This is a genomic window from Burkholderia sola (assembly GCF_905400185.1).
In the GTDB taxonomy this organism is placed as follows: Bacteria; Pseudomonadota; Gammaproteobacteria; order Burkholderiales; family Burkholderiaceae; genus Burkholderia; species Burkholderia sola.
The window spans coordinates 1,767,947-1,786,345 of the sequence record NZ_FR989676.1 but is presented as its reverse complement, the minus strand read 5'-3'; the positions used below and the strand labels follow the sequence as shown (position 1 = coordinate 1,786,345).

The 18,399-nt window shown below is 63.6% G+C and carries 16 protein-coding genes and 1 pseudogene; 10 read left to right on the top strand and 7 right to left on the bottom strand.

Features of this window, described 5'->3' with window-relative positions:
- The first annotated feature begins 49 nt into the window (after positions 1-49).
- Genes KR541_RS24510 through KR541_RS24500 form a run of 3 tightly spaced genes read left to right on the top strand, consistent with a single transcriptional unit; the run spans position 50 to position 3,723 of the window.
- Positions 50-2,284 carry a TonB-dependent receptor gene (locus tag KR541_RS24510; protein ID WP_050017415.1) on the top strand — a complete coding sequence of 745 codons (2,235 nt, stop codon included), beginning with the start codon at positions 50-52 and terminating at the stop codon, positions 2,282-2,284.
- Between the two features lie 3 nt (positions 2,285-2,287).
- Complete coding sequence (locus KR541_RS24505) at positions 2,288-3,043, top strand: tetratricopeptide repeat protein (RefSeq protein WP_050017414.1); 756 nt, start codon at positions 2,288-2,290, stop codon at positions 3,041-3,043.
- Complete coding sequence (locus KR541_RS24500) at positions 3,040-3,723, top strand: Fe2+-dependent dioxygenase (RefSeq protein ID WP_050017413.1); 684 nt, start codon at positions 3,040-3,042, stop codon at positions 3,721-3,723. The genes KR541_RS24505 and KR541_RS24500 overlap by 4 nt, the downstream gene beginning before the upstream one ends.
- 58 nt (positions 3,724-3,781) lie before the next feature.
- On the opposite strand, the gene KR541_RS24495 is transcribed toward KR541_RS24500, so the two are convergent.
- Positions 3,782-5,287 (bottom strand): alpha/beta hydrolase domain-containing protein, encoded by a 1,506-nt coding sequence (locus KR541_RS24495; protein WP_176015819.1) that lies wholly within the window; start codon positions 5,285-5,287, stop codon positions 3,782-3,784.
- 26 nt (positions 5,288-5,313) lie between these two features.
- Here KR541_RS24495 and KR541_RS24490 point away from each other — a divergent pair, with 26 nt between their 5' ends.
- Positions 5,314-7,101: an alginate export family protein gene (locus KR541_RS24490; protein ID WP_235356303.1), complete on the top strand. Its 1,788-nt coding sequence runs from the start codon at positions 5,314-5,316 to the stop codon at positions 7,099-7,101.
- A 271-nt stretch (positions 7,102-7,372) separates the two neighbouring features.
- Positions 7,373-8,326 carry a helix-turn-helix domain-containing protein gene (locus tag KR541_RS24485; RefSeq protein ID WP_176015820.1) on the top strand — a complete coding sequence of 318 codons (954 nt, stop codon included), beginning with the start codon at positions 7,373-7,375 and terminating at the stop codon, positions 8,324-8,326.
- A 208-nt stretch (positions 8,327-8,534) separates the two neighbouring features.
- Here the strand turns inward: KR541_RS24485 and KR541_RS24480 are convergent, their stop codons facing one another.
- The 4 genes from KR541_RS24480 to KR541_RS24465 form a co-directional block, all read right to left on the bottom strand.
- Complete coding sequence (locus tag KR541_RS24480; RefSeq protein WP_050017410.1) at positions 8,535-9,788, bottom strand: NAD(P)/FAD-dependent oxidoreductase; 1,254 nt, start codon at positions 9,786-9,788, stop codon at positions 8,535-8,537.
- Positions 9,789-10,097: 309 nt separating this feature from the next.
- Complete coding sequence (locus KR541_RS24475) at positions 10,098-10,451, bottom strand: 2Fe-2S iron-sulfur cluster-binding protein (RefSeq protein ID WP_235356302.1); 354 nt, start codon at positions 10,449-10,451, stop codon at positions 10,098-10,100.
- 62 nt (positions 10,452-10,513) lie between these two features.
- Positions 10,514-11,515, bottom strand: a complete 1,002-nt coding sequence (locus tag KR541_RS24470; protein ID WP_050017408.1) for a sterol desaturase family protein — start codon at positions 11,513-11,515, stop codon at positions 10,514-10,516.
- A gap of 400 nt (positions 11,516-11,915) precedes the next feature.
- Positions 11,916-13,202: a helix-turn-helix domain-containing protein gene (locus KR541_RS24465; protein ID WP_150123368.1), complete on the bottom strand. Its 1,287-nt coding sequence runs from the start codon at positions 13,200-13,202 to the stop codon at positions 11,916-11,918.
- Positions 13,203-13,578: 376 nt separating this feature from the next.
- On the opposite strand from KR541_RS24465, the gene KR541_RS24460 reads away from it, so the two are divergent.
- The 5 genes and pseudogenes from KR541_RS24460 to KR541_RS24440 all read left to right on the top strand — a co-directional run bounded on the left by KR541_RS24460 (position 13,579) and on the right by KR541_RS24440 (position 16,034).
- Positions 13,579-13,818 carry a type II toxin-antitoxin system Phd/YefM family antitoxin gene (locus KR541_RS24460; RefSeq protein ID WP_021158157.1) on the top strand — a complete coding sequence of 80 codons (240 nt, stop codon included), beginning with the start codon at positions 13,579-13,581 and terminating at the stop codon, positions 13,816-13,818.
- Positions 13,815-14,210: a type II toxin-antitoxin system VapC family toxin gene (locus tag KR541_RS24455; protein ID WP_050015092.1), complete on the top strand. Its 396-nt coding sequence runs from the start codon at positions 13,815-13,817 to the stop codon at positions 14,208-14,210. Before KR541_RS24460 ends, KR541_RS24455 begins: the two co-directional genes overlap by 4 nt.
- Before the next feature lie 518 nt (positions 14,211-14,728).
- Positions 14,729-15,034: pseudogene (locus KR541_RS36800) on the top strand (M15 family metallopeptidase); the annotation flags it as partial.
- 102 nt (positions 15,035-15,136) lie between these two features.
- A complete protein-coding gene (locus KR541_RS24445) occupies positions 15,137-15,721 on the top strand; it encodes a nucleotidyltransferase family protein (protein ID WP_176015821.1) in 585 nt (194 codons plus the stop codon).
- A 172-nt stretch (positions 15,722-15,893) separates the two neighbouring features.
- Positions 15,894-16,034 (top strand): hypothetical protein, encoded by a 141-nt coding sequence (locus KR541_RS24440; protein ID WP_012339712.1) that lies wholly within the window; start codon positions 15,894-15,896, stop codon positions 16,032-16,034.
- A gap of 50 nt (positions 16,035-16,084) precedes the next feature.
- Here KR541_RS24440 and KR541_RS24435 read toward each other — a convergent pair whose 3' ends face one another.
- Positions 16,085-16,843: an SDR family oxidoreductase gene (locus KR541_RS24435; RefSeq protein WP_204384372.1), complete on the bottom strand. Its 759-nt coding sequence runs from the start codon at positions 16,841-16,843 to the stop codon at positions 16,085-16,087.
- On the bottom strand, positions 16,840-18,387 hold the full coding sequence (locus KR541_RS24430; RefSeq protein WP_124555990.1) for an FGGY-family carbohydrate kinase: 1,548 nt from the start codon (positions 18,385-18,387) through the stop codon (positions 16,840-16,842). Before KR541_RS24430 ends, KR541_RS24435 begins: the two co-directional genes overlap by 4 nt.
- Between the last annotated feature and the right edge of the window lie 12 nt (positions 18,388-18,399).

The following is an 18,399-nucleotide window of genomic DNA, read 5'->3' as shown; positions in this document are numbered from 1 at the left end:
TTTCCGCAACGCACCGCCCCGGGGCCACACCGCGAGGTCGAAGCGCACCATGAAGTCCCGTCCCGACGAGCTGAAGCTCGGTAAATTCACCACCCTGTGCAGCGTGCTCGCCGCGAGCCCCGCGTTCGCCGACGGCACGGCGCCCGTCAGCACCGAGGGCCACCTTGCACCAATCGAGATCCAGGGCAAGACCGAGCACAGCTTCAAGGCCGACTTTTCCGCTTCCGCGAAATTCACCGCGCCGCTCGTCGACACGCCGAAATCCGTCACCGTGATCCCGCAGGAACTGATCCAGAGCAGCGGCGCGGCGACGCTGACCGAAGCGCTGCGCACGGTGCCCGGCATCACGTTCGGCGCCGGCGAAGGCGGCAACCCGCTCGGCGACCGTCCGTTCATCCGCGGCTACGACACGCAGGGCAGCATGTTCGTCGACGGCATGCGCGACACGGGCGCCACCACGCGCGAGATCTTCAACACCGAGCGCGTCGAGATCACGAAAGGCTCCGACGGCGCGTACGGCGGCCGCGGCGGTGCCGGCGGCAGCATCAACCTGATCACGAAGGCCCCGCATCTCGGCACGACGGCCGCCGCGAGCGCGGGCCTGGGCACCGACCGCTATCGCCGCTTCACCGCCGACGGCAACTGGCAGTTCGCCGATCACGCCGCGTTCCGCCTGAACCTGATGAGTCACAACAACGACGTCGCCGGCCGCGACGCCGTCAACAACGAGCGCTGGGGCGTCGCGCCGTCGATCGCGTTCGGCCTCGGCACGCCGACGCGCGTGACCGCGAGCTACTACCACCTGTCGACCGACGACATGCCCGACGGCGGGATCCCGTACTTCTACACGACGTCGAACAAGCCCGCGAACGTCGGCACGATCTATCCGGCGCCCGTTGATCGCCACAATTTCTACGGCCTGATCGACCGCGACTTCCGCAAGACCACGTCGGACATCAGCACGATCAAGATCGAGCACGACATCACGCCGAACCTGACGGTGCGCAACACCACGCGCTACACGGAATCGACGCAGGACTACATCTGGACGCAGCCGGACGACAGCCAGGGCAACGTGGTGAACGGCAAGGTCTGGCGCCGCAACAACAACCGCGACAGCTCGATCAACAGCCTCGCGAACCTGACCGAGCTGTTCGGCGAATTCCGCACGGGCCCGTTCAAGCACAGCTTCACGACCGGCATCGAGCTGTCCCGCGAATGGGGCAAGCGCGATTCGTACACGGTGGCAACCGACAAGGGCACGATCTGCCAGAAAGGCATCGGTGCGCCGTCGGGCTACAACTGCACGAGCCTGTGGTCGCCGAACCCGAACGATCCGTGGGCCGGTTCGATCACGCGCAACAACGACTATGCGCATGCGCGCACCACGACGAAGTCGATCTACGGCTTCGACACGATCGAGCTCACGCCGCGCTGGCAGGTGAACGCCGGCGTGCGCGTCGACGACTATTCGACCCGCTTCACCGACACCAAGGCCAACGGCGGCAAGACCTACACGCGCGACGATACCCTCTTCAACTGGCAGGCCGGCCTCGTGTTCAAGCCCGCGCAAAACGGCAGCATCTACGCGTCGTATGCGACGTCGTCGACGCCGGCCGGCATGCTGCTCGGCGAAGGCAGCGAAACTCAGTCGCTGACGCCGGGCCGCGGCGGCGTCGGCCCGAACGCCGACCAGATGGCGCCCGAGAAGAACCGCAGCATCGAACTCGGCACGAAATGGAACGTGCTGAACGACCAGCTGTCGCTGACGGCCGCGCTGTTCCAGATCGATACGACGAACGCGCGCGTGACGCTGCCGAACAACCAGTACGCGATGGTCGGCAACAAGCGCGTGCAGGGCCTCGAGCTCGGCCTCGCCGGCCAGATCACGAAGCAATGGCAGGTGTTCGGCGGCTACACGTACATGAAGAGCGCGTTGCGCGACAACGGCAAGGACGCCGCGAACAACGGCAACCGCTTCCCGAACACGCCGAAGCACAGCCTCACGATGTGGTCGAACTACGACGTCACGCCGAAGTTCACGGTCGGCGGCGGCGCGTTCTACATGTCGGAAGTGTTCGGCGATCCCGCGAACCTGCGCGCCGTGCCGTCGTACTGGCGCTTCGACGCGATGGCGCAGTACCGGATCAACAAGAAGCTCGACCTGCAACTGAACGTGAACAACCTGTTCAACCGCACGTACTTCGATCAGGCGTATCCGGCGCACTATGCGTCGATCGCGCCGGGCCGCTCGGCGTTCGTCACGCTGAACGCGCGCTACTGATCAATGGAGGCCGTATCGCTGAAGGCGCTCGCGTCGGTCTCGCCGCGCGAGTTCGCCGACATCCTGGCCGGGCCGCCCGAGCGCGCCGCCGCGTGGGTCGCGGCGGCGGCCGACCACGGTATCGTCGACGCGCAGGCCGTGTACGGACAATACCTGCTCGACGGGCACGGCGTCGCGCGCGATCCGGCGGCCGCGTTCAACTGGTTCCGGCACGCGGCGCGGGCCAGCCACCCGATGGCGATGAACATGCTCGGGCGCTGCTACGAGTTCGGCTGGGGCACGGCCGCGTGCGCGCCGGTCGCCGTGTACTGGTATCGGCTCGCCGCGCAGGCAGGCCTCGATTGGGGCATGTACAACTACGCGACCGCACTTGCCCTCGGCAACGGCGTCGACGAGAACCGCGTCGACGCGCTCGACTGGTTCCGCCGCGCGGCCGCGCTCGGTCACGCGAAATCGATCAACCTGATCGGCGGCTTCTACGAGGACGGCTGGGTCGTATCGGTCGATATCGACGCCGCGTTCGACCACTATCGCCGTGCGGCCGACGCCGGCGATTTTCGTGGCCAGTTCAACTATGCGCGGCTGCTCGCCGAGCGCGGGCGCGTCGACGAAGCGCTCGTCTGGCTCGCGCGCGTGCCGGCTACCGCGACACCCGCGTTCATCGCGAAGATGCGCGCGTATCTCGCGTCGTCGCCGCTCGACGCGTTTCGTTCGGCGGCCATGCAGCTGGCGCCGCACGCCATGGAATCCGCATCATGATGCTTCATATCCCCGGCGTACTGACCCGAGCGCAAGTCGCGCAATGCCGCGACCTGCTCGATGCCGCCGAATGGGTCGATGGCAACGCAACCTCCGGCGCGCAGTCGGCGCTCGCGAAACGCAATCGGCAATTGCCGGAAGGTTCACCGGTCGCGCGCACCATCGGCGATGCGATCCAGGACGCACTCGCCCGCCATCCGCTGTTCTTTTCGGCGGCGCTGCCGCTCAAGGTGTTTCCGCCGCTGTTCAATCGCTATGAAGGCGGCGAGACGTTCGGCACGCACGTCGACAACGCGATCCGGCTGCTGCGCGGCACGGATTTTCGTGTGCGCAGCGATCTGTCGGCGACGCTGTTCCTCGAGGAACCCCACGCATACGACGGCGGCGAACTATGCGTCGAGGATACCTACGGCGTGCATCGCGCGAAGCTGCCGGCAGGCGATCTCGTGCTGTATCCGGCATCGAGCCTGCATCACGTGACGCCTGTGACGCGGGGCGAGCGCGTGGCGTCGTTCTTCTGGATTCAGAGCATGGTGCGCGACGACGGCGACCGCACGCTGCTGTTCCAGCTCGATACGCAGATTCAGGCGCTTTCCGCGGAAAAAGGGGCGAAGGACCCGGTGGTTATTTCGCTGACGGGGATTTATCACAACCTGTTGAGGAAGTGGGCGGATGCGTAGGCGATGAAATCGACGATCTGGTCGGCACCTGCCCTCACCCCGTTCGGCCTCGACCTGGCTAGAAATCCCCGGGTTTCGCAATCGGCCGAAGCACGGCCGCGTCGTCCGGCAGGAGGTAGCGTTCCTTGATCGACTTTTCTTTCGCCGCCTCGAATGCCTGCTCGTAGTTCTGGTAACTACCGTACAACTTTCTCATCCTGCTTTTCGAGTACGGAATCTTCGTGTCGTAGATCAGACCGCAACCCGTTTCCTGGTCGGTCATGTAGGTTGCGGACGGCACCTGAATCCAGGGCGGACGGACGCCTCCCTCCATGTTTCCAGTCGCCGGATCGCGCACCACGGCCTTTCCGTTGCGGACGACCCTTGGCGCCTTCGGCATGATCTCGCCGTTGCGCACCCATCTATCCATTCCGTCAAGGATTGCCGACACGACGTCCTCCACCGGCTCGTCATAGAGCGTTCGGCAACGCGGGTCATTACCCTTGCCGATATCGGCGGCCACCCGCTCCTTCTCGCCCGTGCCAAGATCGGCCTTCCGCAAGTGCGGCATGCCTGTCACTTCGTAATAACGAAGTTTGGGGCTGTCGGTGTCCGGCGGCAGCGGAATACCGGCGAGCACGTCGTGCATCAATTCGGATTCGCTGAAGACCGTCACGAACGGCGCGTCGTCCGGCATCTTGCGCGGAACGCGAATGGACTCGCCTCCCACCTCGCCATAGGCCATGCGCCCACCCATGTATGCGTCGATCAAAGGACGACCGTCCGGCATCCGCCATTGCTGGTGACGCCCCTGGTCGAGATAGTCCATCCATACTTGCGCCGTCACGGCCCAACTATCGACATAGACGCGCCGAACCTTCAGCGGCTCGAGCGGATTTTGCGGCGTATCGGACTTCAGCACCAGCGCCAACTGCGCGCCGATGCCTTGCGACTGCGGAATGAAGGGATCCGGCACGTTGCCCAGCATGAAATGCTCCGGATCGTAATACACGCCCAGCGGCGCATAACGCGCATAGTCGAATCGACGCATGAAGTCGAAATTGACGATGTTTCCATACAACGCGATCTGGTCTGCCTGCTCCTTCGGCGTGTCCGATATGAACTTCGGATCGACCGCCGGCTTGTTGCTGTTGAGCGTGTATCCCACGTAGGCGTACCCGCGACTCAGCAGATATTTCCGGGTAAGGATCCAGCCGGCGCCGCGCTCTCCGAACCAGCTGAACGGCTCGATGATCACGGTCCCGTTGAAGCGGGCCGGATCCGTCGGCGCGCGGACGAGCATCCGTGTCAGGTACGGCGCCTGGAACATCGTCTTTCCCGTCGCGGTAATCACCGGGGCAACCCCAGATAGGTAGTATTCCTTTTCGGTGTACCCGTATTTGGCCAAATCGATATATTCGGTTCCAGGGCGGGAAGCCGACGACAGAGGCAGCTTACCGGAGGGCGGGACTTCGACGACGGTGGGCATCGGCGGGACCTCCGCGCGAACCGGTGCGGCCGCGCCCGACCCGATCATGATCCCCATCAGGACGACGTACCGGGCTTTTTCTATCAGACGGTGCATGTGAATGTTTCCGCTGTTGAGGAGTCTTGTCACTGCGCGAAGCCCGTGATGCACGACGTCGCTTCACGAATGTCTTTCGGGCGTTTCTTCGGTCGGCGTGGAGCTACCGCGACTTCAGTCCGATCCGGTTGCCATCTCGTCGCAATGTCGATCGAGGAAGCGCACGCTGGCTACGCGACGCAAGAATTAAACAGCGTCTCCAAGCAGCCGTATATCCAGAAATGGCAACTCCATACCGAACCGGGGGAATACCCTCGCGAAAGGAAACCGCCGACGGCAACGGCTCGACCGCGTTGTCACGTGCCGCATCGCCCCATGCACCCGTCCGCGTACTTTGTGCTGATTTGGGCTACCACCTCACGGCATCGCAACTGAACACTCGAACCGCAATTCGCAGTGCTCGCCACGACGTCGATGACGCGCGCTCTCCCGTCGACGGTGCACTGTGCGCACGGCACCGCGAGTGCAGAAAAATTCCAACCGATCGCACATTTCAGGGCAATCCCATGTATTCCGTTATCCGAATGGTCTTTCCAGCGTTGCTCGTCATCGGCACATTTTCATCGCCTGCAAGCGCATACGAGTTCTACAACGATGGGGTCACGAACCTTAACGCGAACTTGACCGCAGGCTACGGGTTTTTCAGCGTCCAGCGCAGTTATATCGACCGCCCGGGCGCTACCCGATGGCAGGAAGGCTATCTGAAGTATGGCTTGAGCGGCAGCACGGTGCTCCCCGGCGCAGGGTCGATCTACGGTGCCGTGAGTCTTCTCGGCTCGGGCACGTGGGGCAACGGCGATCCCGGCGGCTTTACGACCGGTCGCGAGCGCCGCAACGCGCTCGAGGACGCCTACCTCGGCTGGAAATCCGGCGACCTGATTCCGGCATTGGGAAAGGACGGCATCGACATTTCCGCCGGCAGCCAGTACGTCAACGTGGGTTCCGGTTTCCTGATCAAAGGGGACAAAGTCAGTGCCGGCAGGGCTTTGGACGACGGCCGCTACGATCGCGGCGGCGCTTACTATCTGGCATCGCGCGTGGCTTTCTCGCGAACCGCGGTGCTGCGACTAGGCGGCGACACCGGATGGCACGGAAGCGCAATCTGGCTCAAATCGAACAATCATCTGCAAGCCGATACCGAGTTGGCCGTAGGCACCCTGGACTATACGGCCCAGCCGGGAACGCTCGGGCTCACCTTTGTCCATGGCATCAGCATCGACAAGCGATATGTCAGCACACCGAGCCGCCTCGATCGCCCCGGGATGAACACGTACAGCATTCGAGGCGACGGCGACGCGGGGGTCCCCAATACGCACTTCGCGTTCGAATATGCGTACCAAACGAAGCGATCCGGCAACGACAACGGGTGGTATGCCGAAGCCGGATATACGTTCCAGAATGTCGCGTGGCAGCCGTCGTTGAGCTATCGCTACACACGTTACTCGAAGGATTTCGACTCGCTGTTCCAGGGTGGATTTGGCGATCGCTACCAGGGCGAAATCGCATCCAACTATTCGTTTTCATATAACTTCAATACGCGCATCGAGGACGTCGGGCTCACGGTCCACCCGTCCCAAAAATTGACCGTGACCCTGATGTATTTCAACTTCCGGACGTTGTCCAATCGCTCGACCCTCGATCTCGATGCGTCCGAGCTGACGCTCTATCTGGATTGGGCGATCACCAGGAATCTCCAGTTTTCCCCGAACTTCGGTGTCTACAAGCCGCGCAGATACGCCGCAAACGGCGGAAACCAGACCGGCAGCGCGGCCGCGAACTTCTATGTCAACCTGATGATCGTCGCGAACTTCTAGCGCGATCCTCGATCACCCTGCCGTACATCGCATCAGCGACATCGGACTCCGTAGCAGTCGCATCCGCGTACGGCACGTCGACACGTCGACACGTCGACACGTCGAACTCGACGGAACCACCGCCCCGGCGGAGGCGCCCGCGCGTCCAGGCTCGGCATCCGCGGGTTTCCCCCGCTGGGATAACGCACGATTTGTTTGCAGAATTTCTTCTGCCCAAAAACGATCAATCGCCCTGCGCACGCCCGCCGCCGCCCCGCCGAGGTTTCCTGTCATGAAGAGCATCGACCGATTTGATGACGTGAATGCCCACGCAGCGTCGATCAAGCACTGGAATCAAACCTACAGCCAGATATCGGCGGGGTCACTCGAAAGTTCCCTGATGCAACTTGCGAGCGTGCGCTGCCACCTGTTTCGGGAACGGATAAACCAGCGCGTCGTTCAACACGGCGAAGCTCCATCGGGAAAGATCTGCTTCGCCATACCGATTTCCGCGCCCGGCCCGGTCATCATGCAGGGCCGCAAAGCGGACTGCAACAGCGTTCTCTTTCTGCGTGGCGGCGAAGAATTCATGTTTCATATGCCAACGGGCATGGACATGCTCTCGATCAACTTCGATCGCGACATGTTCGAATCGGCACTATCGACCCTCACGAACGCCCACGAGATCAAGACTCTCCTCAAGCAACCCGTCATCAGGTTGCCAAAACAGCGCCTGAACGCGTGCCGCCATCGCCTGCTTGCGATATTTTCCCAGGCGTTCGTCGACGACGAAGGCAGCACCATCCAGCATGGTGAAGGCGTGTTCGAACAATTCGTTCTTCACGAAATGATTCGACTGATCAGCAGTCCGGATTGCAATCTACGTCAACGAAACGGCAGCTCCACCCAAAGTTTCATCGTCGAGAAATGCCATCACCTGGCCATGTCGGAAAGAATCAAGGTTCCCAGCGTGATGGAGTTGTGCCAGCAACTGCAGATCAGTCGGCGCACGGTGCAAAACAGCTTTCGATCCGTGACCGGAACGACCCCGTTAAATTATCTTCGGTCCGTGCGGCTCAATGGCGTGCGTCGAAGCCTGATGTCGACGCATCCGTCCAAACTCCTGATCGGCGATGCCGCCGCCCGATGGGGATTCTTCCACCTGAGCCATTTCGCCGAAGACTATCTGGCACTCTTCGGCGAGCTGCCTTCGCATACCAGGAGACCGGTTCGGAACGACGGATAGAAGATGGAAACGAGCCGGCATGGTTCATTCGCCGAGCCCGGCGGCGACGCCGGGCGCCGTGCATTCATTCCGACGGCTGCGGCCACCCCCCTGCTCTTCATTTTCCGCGACCGAAGCCACTGCCGGAGCACGCGCAGACGCACGTGATGGCCGATGTACGAGCGGCGATCCGCGCGCGAGGCGCCCCGCGTACACCGAAGACGACAAGTCAATTCATCTGCCCGGCATCGCTCACGGAGCGCAGATCCGCTGTCGGGTCGGCCAGCGTCGCAGCAGCAATGCGCGATCGCTGCGCGATCAGCTTGCGCGCCAGAACGTGGTCCGACGGCCGGTTGACGGAATGCGCGGCCGCCACCACATCATCCCGAAGGTAGAACACCGTAAAGCGATCGCTGGCGGGTGTTCCGCGCAACACCACCTGGTCTCCGGATGCGGGCAGCCCGGCCATCTGGAATCTCAGGTCGTGCTGCTCGCTCCAGAACAACGGTACCGCCGAAAGCGGTCGAGGCCGGCCGACCAGCACCGAGGCCGCGGCGTGCGCCCCGTCGCTGGCGGCCTGGATGGATTCGAAGCGCATTCTTGCCGGACTACCCGGAAAAGACGGCTGCACCATGTTGGCCACGTCGCCGACGGCCAGTACGTTTCGCACCGAGGTCCGGCCCAGCGCATCGACGAGGATGCCGTCGTCGCAGGCGACGCCGGCGGCATCGGCAAGCTCCGTGTTCGGCAACACGCCGATACCGACCACGACCAGGTCGCAGTCCACCGTGCGGCCATCGTCGAGCTGGACGGCCTCGACTCTACCCTGACGGCCGAGCAGCGCTCGCACACTGCGGCCCAATTCCAGCGAAACGCCGCGCTGACGGTGCGCCTGCGCCACATAGTCCGACATGAACGCCGGGAACGCGCGTGCGAGGAGGCGCGTCTGGCTTTCGACCACGGTAACCCGGGTTCCGGCCGAGACCAGCGCGGCCGCGACCTCCAGGCCGATAAACCCGCCGCCGACGATGCACGCGCTCGAGCAACGGCCAAGCCTGCGCTGCACCGCCAGCGCATCGTCCAGCGTGCGCAGTTGATGCACGCCCTGAAGCTCGGCGCCGGGAACCGGAAGCGGGCGGCAGCGCGCTCCCGTGGCGAGTGCAAGCCAGCCGTATTCAAGACTGTCGCCGTCCGCCAGCCGCACGCGGCGCGCGGCCAGATCCAGCGCCGTCGCGCGCTGACCCACACGCAAGTCGATGCCTTGTTCGGTGTAGAAATCCGGACCGCGCAGCGCGAGCTGGCCCATGCCTGTCTTGCCGGTGAGCAGGCCCTTCGAAAGAGGCGGCCGCTGGTAGGGTGCGTGCGGCTCGTCTCCGATCAGGACGATAGGCCCATCGAATCCGTGTTCGCGCGCAGCCGCGGCGAGATGGGTTCCGGCATACGAGGCGCCGACGATAACGAGCGGTTCTTTTTTTGAGGACATCGAAGTTGTCTCCCGAGGAAACACCCTGGCGATCCATGGGCTCGAACCGGATCGGCGCGCAACTTGCGCGCCGCAAGCGGCCTTCGCGGACGACGTTCGCCGGGCAAGCCGTCGCATCAACAACCGCACAGCCGGACCGATGTTCGACGAGGTGGATCATTTGCCGGGCAGCGCGGACTGCAAGTGCGTTAAAGAGGATGACAAGCCTGTCGGGCACGAAACACGAAGATCCGTGTTTCGTGCCCGGGTTCGTCGCCGTCGTACTCCGTCGGAATACATACGCGGAGCCGTCAGGAACAGGTTCGGGATCTAGCCTTGCTTCTCCGGCATTCTCAGCACCAGGCCGTGCAGCTCTCGTGTCAACTTGATCTGACAAGCCAGCCTGCTGTTCTCCCGCGTTGCCCCCAATGGCTCGAGAAGAGCAAGCTCGATCGCCGGATCGGCTTTGCCGATCGCGCCAAGCCAGGGTTCGTCGACATAGACATGGCAAGTCGCACATGAGGCCTGGCCGCCGCAAAAGCCGTCGATACCAGGCACACCGTTTTCCAGTGCGGTCTCCATTGCATTGGCGCCGTCCAGCGCAAGCACGACGTGCTCGTCGCCATTCGATTCGATATAGGTAACTTTTGGCATATTCAAGAAAGATATTTTTTCAACGAGCACGCACGACGCTGTTCGATATCGAGTCGTGCGTGCGACCTGGGTATCCGCCCGCCGGCGAAAACTCACTCGTGGGTCGACGCCACGGTGTCCTGGCGAGCGCCGATTTGACGCAAACCCTGCCAGAATGAAACGAATGGCTCGAGATAGAAACCTCTCAGGGTTTTGTGGGGATTCTTTTCCCCAAACTCCACTTCGTTCAGCCCCCAGCGCCATGTTTCGTTCTTTTTCGGCAAATAGAGCGTCCCGAACATCCAGTCCCACATCGTCAAGATAACTCCGTAATTTTTATCTCGATGCGGCAGCTCGATGCTGTGATGGAGGTTATGCATGACGGGTGCGAGGACGATACGATTCACCCAGTTACCGTACGAAACGTGCACGTGGACGTGAGACATCGTGTCGACGACAAAAAAGGAAACGTACACCTGGATTCCGATTATCGTCACGGTTCCCGGATTGACAGCGGTTCCCGTGGCGTAAAGCAGCAATCCCAGCATCACGCCGGCAAAGAACGAGGGAATCGTGTTAAGAAAAAAGAATTCAACCGGATGTTGACGAAAGAGCGTCCATGGCGTCAGCGTTTCGGCTGTATGGTGCGGCTTGTGCAGCGGCCACAGGACGGCAACCTCGTGGCACCAACGGTGCACCCAGTAGCCGGCAAAATCCAAAGTCAGAAAATATACGATGAATTGCACCGCGACCATTTTCCAGTCCGTGTGCATCAGAGATGCTTTCGCCCCGAAATGCGTCGCCAGAAAACCCGCCAGATTGTCCGCGACCGATATCGCATTGATTGCGACGAAGACGGAAAGTGGAAAACCGATCGCCAGAAGAATAATGCCGTTCCATCGATCCACACGAGCCGATGCATGATCGTACTGATCCTTCGGAAACACGGACTGCACCACCGCTCGCAACGTCACGGGGCCTCTTTCCTTTTTTGCCAGGATTCCGACCCATGCAACCACTACAAAATAAATCGGAAGACCCCATGCCCACTGCCTCAGCATTCCGATGGTCGGGTCATAGAAATCAGCAATCGAGCTCCATATCTCATTTATCATCTTCGTCTCCGGAATTGCATATTGTCACGAGCCAGGACAGGGCCGCGCGTCGCGCACGCCGCTCTTGTCAGGTGCCGTCTATACCGGGCGGCCTGCTCGACGCAGAAGACGACGTGGCCGCCGGGATAGTGCGTCCATGGTGGTCTGCCGGCCCGCTGCAGGCCAGTAACGTACGGTGGATGAACGGTTAACGAACGGTTTTCTGGCGCTTTCGGGTGACCGAGCAGCTTCGATCGGGCGCTAAATCCGGCCCCGTCGCACTGCGGATGCACGCGTATCGCCGGGATATCGATTCCGACATGCATGGCATCCGCGCTCCTGCCCCGCTTGCGCACCACGATCTCGAACCCGGGCCGGCTCCATGGGTCATCGTACGCAGCGCCATTTTCTATTTCGTTTTTTACTGGTTGGCCGGCCCCGTTTTTTTGGGACCAAGCTCGCTTTCTCTTACAGGCCACATCTGGCCCACCTTGAGATGACGCACAATGACCAGCTTGTTGCCGACATTCGACGGCCCGAATGTACGGACCTCGTACAGCGCTTCAAATGCGTTGTCAGCGCCGAGGCTCGTTTTCAGCTTATCCAGTTCGGATTTATTCGACGCAACATGTATCGCCTCCATAAGCGCAGGATCCCTGGTTCCTGCAATAACGACGATATGATTTCCCGATGAGCCGGGAAAGCTGGCTATATATGCATAGTCACGACGCATGATCCCCTCGGTCGAAGGGTTGTCCCAATCGGATTGAAACTGATTCCCACTCGCCCGATCGACAAGCGTGTCGCCATCGTCCGACAGAGAGAAACCCGAAATATCGCAAAGCGGTTCTTTCAGATCCGCCAGACTCCTGAACAAGCCAACGTAGACGAGATCGTGAGTCCGCAACATATTGTTGGTAAAGCGCGACATCGCGATGGATTGCAGAGACGGCAGTTCGCCGGCTCGCGCGGTCGCAATGATGGGAGTAATGGCAGCCATGGCCGGCGCCACACCCTCAGGAAGGGTATAGGTATTCAGGTCGATATATTTTTGATTCGCGCCCGGGGTCCGCGATTTGTACTGACCCAGCTCATCGGCAGAGTGAATTCGGGGGTCGAGTATCAGGCGGGAAACCTCGTTGCTGGAATCCAGCTCGCCGAAAACGTAGTCACCACCGTAAACGACAAGAGTCGGAATATGACTCCCCGCCAGCGCACTCCAGAGATTGGTATCGAGGCGAGCATCTCCGGCGGGCTTGCTCGCGAACCAGTTCCAGCAAATCAGATTGAGCCCGACGAGAAGCATGGCGCCCCCTGCAACCCACACCCTGGCGGCGTGCGGCAGGCGGCGGGGCGGCACGGCACGATCGCCTGCCTCGGTCGCAACCGGCGGAATGACGACGAGCCGATATTCCCCACGCGGAAGGGCCAGGCGTTCGCCATGCTCGTCCGGAGGCAGTTCCTCGAGTTTCTTTCGTAGCCGGTGCGCGTGCACCCTCACGGTCGCATCGGCGGCAAGATCCACGCCGATGGATTTGCCGAAGACCGTTTGCGCAATCTCGATTTCCTTCGGTGCGGCGTCGGCCAGCGAGCGTTCGAGCAGCAATTCGAAAAAACGATTGATCTGCGACGATTTTCCGAGCACGCCACTTTTTTTAACGCGTTCTCCGTGAGCAACGAGCCGGCTTGTGTCTTTGTCCTCTAGCACGCTGGGCCTCCCTGGCTTGTGCGGGAACAGGCCCGTCGGCCGTGCGCCCATACCCGCCAAGGCCGCACGCAAACGGCCATCCCTGCAACCGGCGCCGACGATCGCGCCGCTGATTCGTTACGACCGACCGCATCTCGATCCTGGCGAGCTCCGATAATATGAACTCGCGCCCGGGAGGCCATAGCCCAAAACGGCAACCATGGCGGGCGCTAGGGAACTCCCTAGACTCCAGTCACAACCTGGCCCGGAAAGCACGCCGACGCACACTGTGACGCCGATGCCCCCTCTTTCGGTCGCGCGCCTGCCGCCCCGGGTGCTTGCGCCGCATCGGAATGCGGGTCTAAAATGACCATAGTCCGATGACCATGAACATATCATGATGCCGCACGCTCCCGTATCGAAATCCGAATTCAAGGCTCGCGCACTCGAATACTTCCGGCTCGTCGAGGCGTCGGGCGAAAGCCTGATCGTCACCGATCACGGCAAACCGACGCTCGAGATCCGCCCGTATCGCTCGCGCGAAGCTCAGCCGTTGGACATATTGCGCGGTTCGGTCATGCGCTACGACAATCCTCTCGATCCGATTGCGGAAGATGATTGGGAGGCGTCGCGGTGATCGTGCTGGATACACATGCATTGGTATGGTGGGTAGCGGGCGACCCTGCGCTCGGCAAGAAAGCGCGAAGCGCGATCGATCGTGCACGGAGCGAAGGCGCGCTCGCGGCATCCGCGATCTCCGCGTGGGAAATCGCGATGCTGGTGCGCAACGACCGCCTCGCCCTGACGATGGATGTCGACGCGTGGCTCGCCGCCGTCGCGCAAATCGACGGCATGCGCTTCGTGCCCGTCGATGCCGACATCGCCGCGAAATCCGCCGACCTGCCCGGCACGTTCCACAAGGATCCGGCCGATCGCATGATCGTCGCGACCGCGCGGCGGCTCGGCGCGCCGCTCGTCACCCGCGACGAAAAAATCCGCGCATACGCACACGTCAAGACGCTTTGGTAAACGTCGTTCGCGCTCGCAGGTCAAACCGCGCCGCGCCTTCCACCCGACTCCGGCATATTGGCGATTGGTCCGACCAAAACGACCGCACCCCTAATCGACATCGGCCAGCGGCCCGCAACCGTCCTCGCCACCTGCCCGCTACCGTGATTCCGCTCTCCGATCCCGCCGTCCGGTCGATCGCCCGGCAGGAGTCGCACCAAGGGGGCGTCGATCTCGCTACCTTCCACGACCGCATCGCCGTCGACTTGAGCCGCGCCCGCGTCGACAACGCGAGCCCGCATGTCCTGAAGGTGCGCCGCGGCGTCGCCGAACGGCTGGCCAACGCCCGCCTCGCACACGCTCCCGGCCGGCCTGCGCCTGGACGTGAAGGAAGGCCATCGCCCGCTGGCGCTGCAACGCGACTCTTTCACCGCCCACGTCGCGCATCTGCGTCGCACGCTCCGCCACCGTCCGACGAAGCCCTGTACGAACTCGCGAACCACTAGGTCGCGCCGCCGGAAGTCGCCGCCCATCCGACTGGCGCCGCCATCGACCTCACGCTGATATCGGCAGACGGCATCGAAGCCGATTTGGGCACCATCGTGAACGCCAGCGATCGGGAATCGCCCGGCGCCTGCTACACGCGCACCCCGTTCATCAGCCGCGCGGCCGCGCGAAACCGCCAGATCCTGATCGACGCGCCGATCCGCGCCGGCTTCACGAATTACCCGTCCGAATGGTGGCATTGGTCGTTCGGCGACCGCTATTGGGCCGCCATTCAGAACGAATCGCACGCAATTTACGGTCCTGTCGAGGAAAGCCTGCTCGACGAAGCGTCGCGATGACGGTTTTCCCGATCCGGCTTACGTGACTCGGTAACATCGTCACTTGCCGATCCCCGTGTGCTCCCGCACAATCGCAGCACCTGTCTCATTCCCCCCGCGCCGATGTCCTATGCGTCACTCGCCACCGGCGTCCTGCTCGCCGGCGGCCTTGGTCAACGCTTCGACCCGAGCGGCCTGCACAGCAAGCTGCTCGCTCGGCTTCCCGACGGCACGCCGGTCGCAGTCGCCGCCGCCCGCCGTCTCGCGGCCGCCACCGCCGACGTGATCGCCATCGTGCGGCCCGGCGCCGAAAAGCTCGCGATCCTGCTGAACGAAGCCGGCTGTCAGGTCGTCTATGCCCCCGACGCGTTGCGCGGCATGGGCGCGAGCCTCGCGGCCGGCGTTCGCACCGCGCCCGATGCGAGCGGCTGGCTCGTCGCGCTCGGCGACATGCCGTGGATCGCGGCTTCCACTTACGAAACGGTCACACGCGCGCTCGACGCCGACGGCGCGTCGATCGTCGCACCCGCGCATCGCGGCGTGCGCGGCCATCCGGTCGGTTTCGCCGCGCACCACTTCGAGGCGCTCGCCACTCTCGACGGCGACGCGGGCGCTCGCGCACTGTTCGCCAGCGCGCCGGTGGCCCTGCTCGACGTCGACGATCCCGGCATCCTGCGCGACGTCGATACACCGGCGGATTTGCGCTGACATTGATTGCGCGGGCCCGCACGTTCCCGCACGAACCCTGCCAATAGGCGGATTTCTCCGACGATCGACAAGCCATCGCAAGAATCCCGCTGCAAACGCGCGACCGATTGGCTATAACGAAGACGAGGCACGTCCGCCGCGCCACCGCCGTCACGCACTGCACGAGTTCTCCATGAGCGACCACACGACCCCGACGCCCGAACCACCGGCCGACCCGAACCGCGATCCGGAAGACGATCCGTTCTCGTCGCCGCCCGGCCATCACGACAACCCGCAGCAGCCGGACGGACCGCCGAGCAAGGATCCGGTCTAGCCGCGCGCCGGCCGCGCCGCGCACTCGACCCGCGACTGCCGTGACGCGGTCTAGCGTGCGGTATACCCGCCGTCGATCGGCAACGACACGCCGCTGATCATCGACGCCGCGTCGCTCAGCAAAAACAGGATCGGCTCGACGACTTCGTCCGGCTGCGCGAACCGGCCGAGCGGAATCGCGGCCAGCATCGGCGCGCGCTTTTCCGGTGCGCTCCACGCGAACTGCGCCATCGGCGTGAGCGTGACGGTCGGGTTCACGCTGTTCACACGAATGCCGTACGGCCCGAGTTCGATGCACAGCACGCGCGTGATCGCGTCCATCGCCGCCTTCGACGCGCAATAGCTCAGATGCGCGGGCAGGCCGACGAGCGCCGCCTGACTCGACACGTTGACGATGCTGCCCCGTGCGTTCGCCGCGCCGCGTCCGTCGCGCTCGATCATCTTGCGCGCCACCGCCCGCGCGACGAGCGCCGCGCCGCGCGCATTGACGGCCATCACGCGATCGAAATGCGCGGCGTCGACATCGAGCGCCGGTTCGAGCGACGCGATTCCCGCGCAATTGACGAGGCCGTCGAATGCATCGTACTCATCGAGCGCGGCATCGATCGCGTGTTGGTCGCCGCCGACATCCATGCGCAACGTATCGCACGCAATCTCGCCGGCGAGCGCGTCGAGCGCGGCCATGTCTCGCGCTGCAGCGATGACGCGCGCGCCTGCGTGCGCCAGCGCGATCGCGCACGCGCGGCCGATGCCGCTCGATGCGCCCGTGACGAGCACCGTTGACCCGCTGAAATCGAATCGTGTGTTCATGATGACGTGCCCAGCTTGTGCATGATCGGCTTGAGCGCCGGATACAGCGCCGTGTAGAGCGCAAAACGCGCGTCATACGTTTTCGCGCGCTCGGCATCGGGCCGCGCGCGCTCGACGAGCGTGACCCAGCCGCCCTGCGCGTCATCGCGCGACACCAGCCCCACACCCACACCCGCCAGCAACGCGGCGCCCATCGCGGCTTCGACGTCCTGCTCGATCGTCCACACCGGAAAACCCGTCACGTCCGCGATGATCTGCATCCACAGCGCCGAATGCGCGGCCCCGCCGACGACGATCAGTCGATCGTCCAGCGCCACCGCGCCACGACGGCCGGCCTCGATGTTGTGACGCAACGCGAACGCGACGCCTTCGAGCACCGCACGATAAAGATGCGCACGCGTGTGCGCGAGGCTCAGCCCGACGAACGCGCCGCTCGCCTTCGCATCCCACACCGGGCTGCGCTCGCCCATCAGATACGGCAGGAACAGCACGCCGTCCGCGCCGGCCGGCACGCGCTCGGCCGCCTCCTCGAGCAGCGCGTGCGGATCGCCGTGCGGCAGCAGCCGCGCCGCATCGATTTCCGCGTGACAGAACTGGTCGCGAAACCACGCGACCGACGCGCCGGCCGTGATCGCGCCGCCGAACACGTACAGGTCGCGCTGCCCGTCGAACACGTGCGGCATGCTGACGAGGCCGTGCCGCGCATCGACGTGCCGGTTCACGTAGCCCCAGCACATGCTGGTGCCGATCATCGCGACGTGCTGCCCGGTACGCGTCGCGCCGGCCGCGAAGGTCGCGACCGCCGCATCGACGCCGCCCGCGACGACGGGCGTGCCGGCCGGCAGCCCGAGTGGCGCGGTCCATTGCGACAGCAACCCGCCGACGACGTCCGTCGAATCGACCAGCCGTTCCGGCATCATCGTCGCCGGAATGCCGAGCATGTCGAGCGCATCGTCGGACCACTCGCGGCGCGCGACGTCGTACACGCCGCCGATATTGCCGGCCGAACTGTGATCGACCGCGACTTCGCCGGTCAGCAGGTAGATCACGTACGCGTTCGGCGGCAGGAAATAGCGCACGTTCGCCCAAACGTCCGGCCGCCGGTCGCGCAGCCACAGCATCTTGGTGAAGCCGTAGTAACTGTCGACGCCGTTGCCGGTGATCACGCGCAGCCGCTCGACGTTCACGTGTGCGTTGACCCAGTCGACTTCCGCGGTCGCGCGCCGGTCCATCCAGATCAGGCACGGATGCAGCGGCCGCATGTCGATGTCGACCGGGATGCCCGAGCCGCCGTACAGGCTGCTCACGCACACCGCCCGGATCGCATCGGCCGGCACGCCCTGCACGCGCGCATCGCTCACGCAGCCGGCGATGCAGTCGCGCACCGCGTCGAACCACACCTGCGGCCACTGCTCGGCCCACAGCGGGCGCGGCGTATCGGGCTGGTAGCCGGCCGAGCGCCGCGCGACGATCGTGCCGTGCCGGTCGACCAACAGCGCCTTGGTGCTCTGCGTGCCGATGTCGACGCCTATCACGTATTCCATGATGTCTCCGGT

What these genes read in the sequence shown, in the direction of transcription:
- KR541_RS24480 (WP_050017410.1), bottom strand. Translation starts at nt 9,788, where the DNA reads ATGTCCTCAAAAAAAGAACCGCTCGTTATCGTCGGCGCCTCGTATGCC.
- KR541_RS24500 (WP_050017413.1), top strand. Translation starts at nt 3,040, where the DNA reads ATGATGCTTCATATCCCCGGCGTACTGACCCGAGCGCAAGTCGCGCAA.
- KR541_RS24485 (WP_176015820.1), top strand. Translation starts at nt 7,373, where the DNA reads ATGAAGAGCATCGACCGATTTGATGACGTGAATGCCCACGCAGCGTCG.
- KR541_RS24430 (WP_124555990.1), bottom strand. Translation starts at nt 18,387, where the DNA reads ATGGAATACGTGATAGGCGTCGACATCGGCACGCAGAGCACCAAGGCG.
- KR541_RS24435 (WP_204384372.1), bottom strand. Translation starts at nt 16,843, where the DNA reads ATGAACACACGATTCGATTTCAGCGGGTCAACGGTGCTCGTCACGGGC.
- KR541_RS24470 (WP_050017408.1), bottom strand. Translation starts at nt 11,515, where the DNA reads ATGATAAATGAGATATGGAGCTCGATTGCTGATTTCTATGACCCGACC.
- KR541_RS24445 (WP_176015821.1), top strand. Translation starts at nt 15,137, where the DNA reads ATGTCCTATGCGTCACTCGCCACCGGCGTCCTGCTCGCCGGCGGCCTT.
- KR541_RS24460 (WP_021158157.1), top strand. Translation starts at nt 13,579, where the DNA reads ATGATGCCGCACGCTCCCGTATCGAAATCCGAATTCAAGGCTCGCGCA.
- KR541_RS24505 (WP_050017414.1), top strand. Translation starts at nt 2,288, where the DNA reads ATGGAGGCCGTATCGCTGAAGGCGCTCGCGTCGGTCTCGCCGCGCGAG.
- KR541_RS24510 (WP_050017415.1), top strand. Translation starts at nt 50, where the DNA reads ATGAAGTCCCGTCCCGACGAGCTGAAGCTCGGTAAATTCACCACCCTG.
- KR541_RS24440 (WP_012339712.1), top strand. Translation starts at nt 15,894, where the DNA reads ATGAGCGACCACACGACCCCGACGCCCGAACCACCGGCCGACCCGAAC.
- KR541_RS24495 (WP_176015819.1), bottom strand. Translation starts at nt 5,287, where the DNA reads ATGCACCGTCTGATAGAAAAAGCCCGGTACGTCGTCCTGATGGGGATC.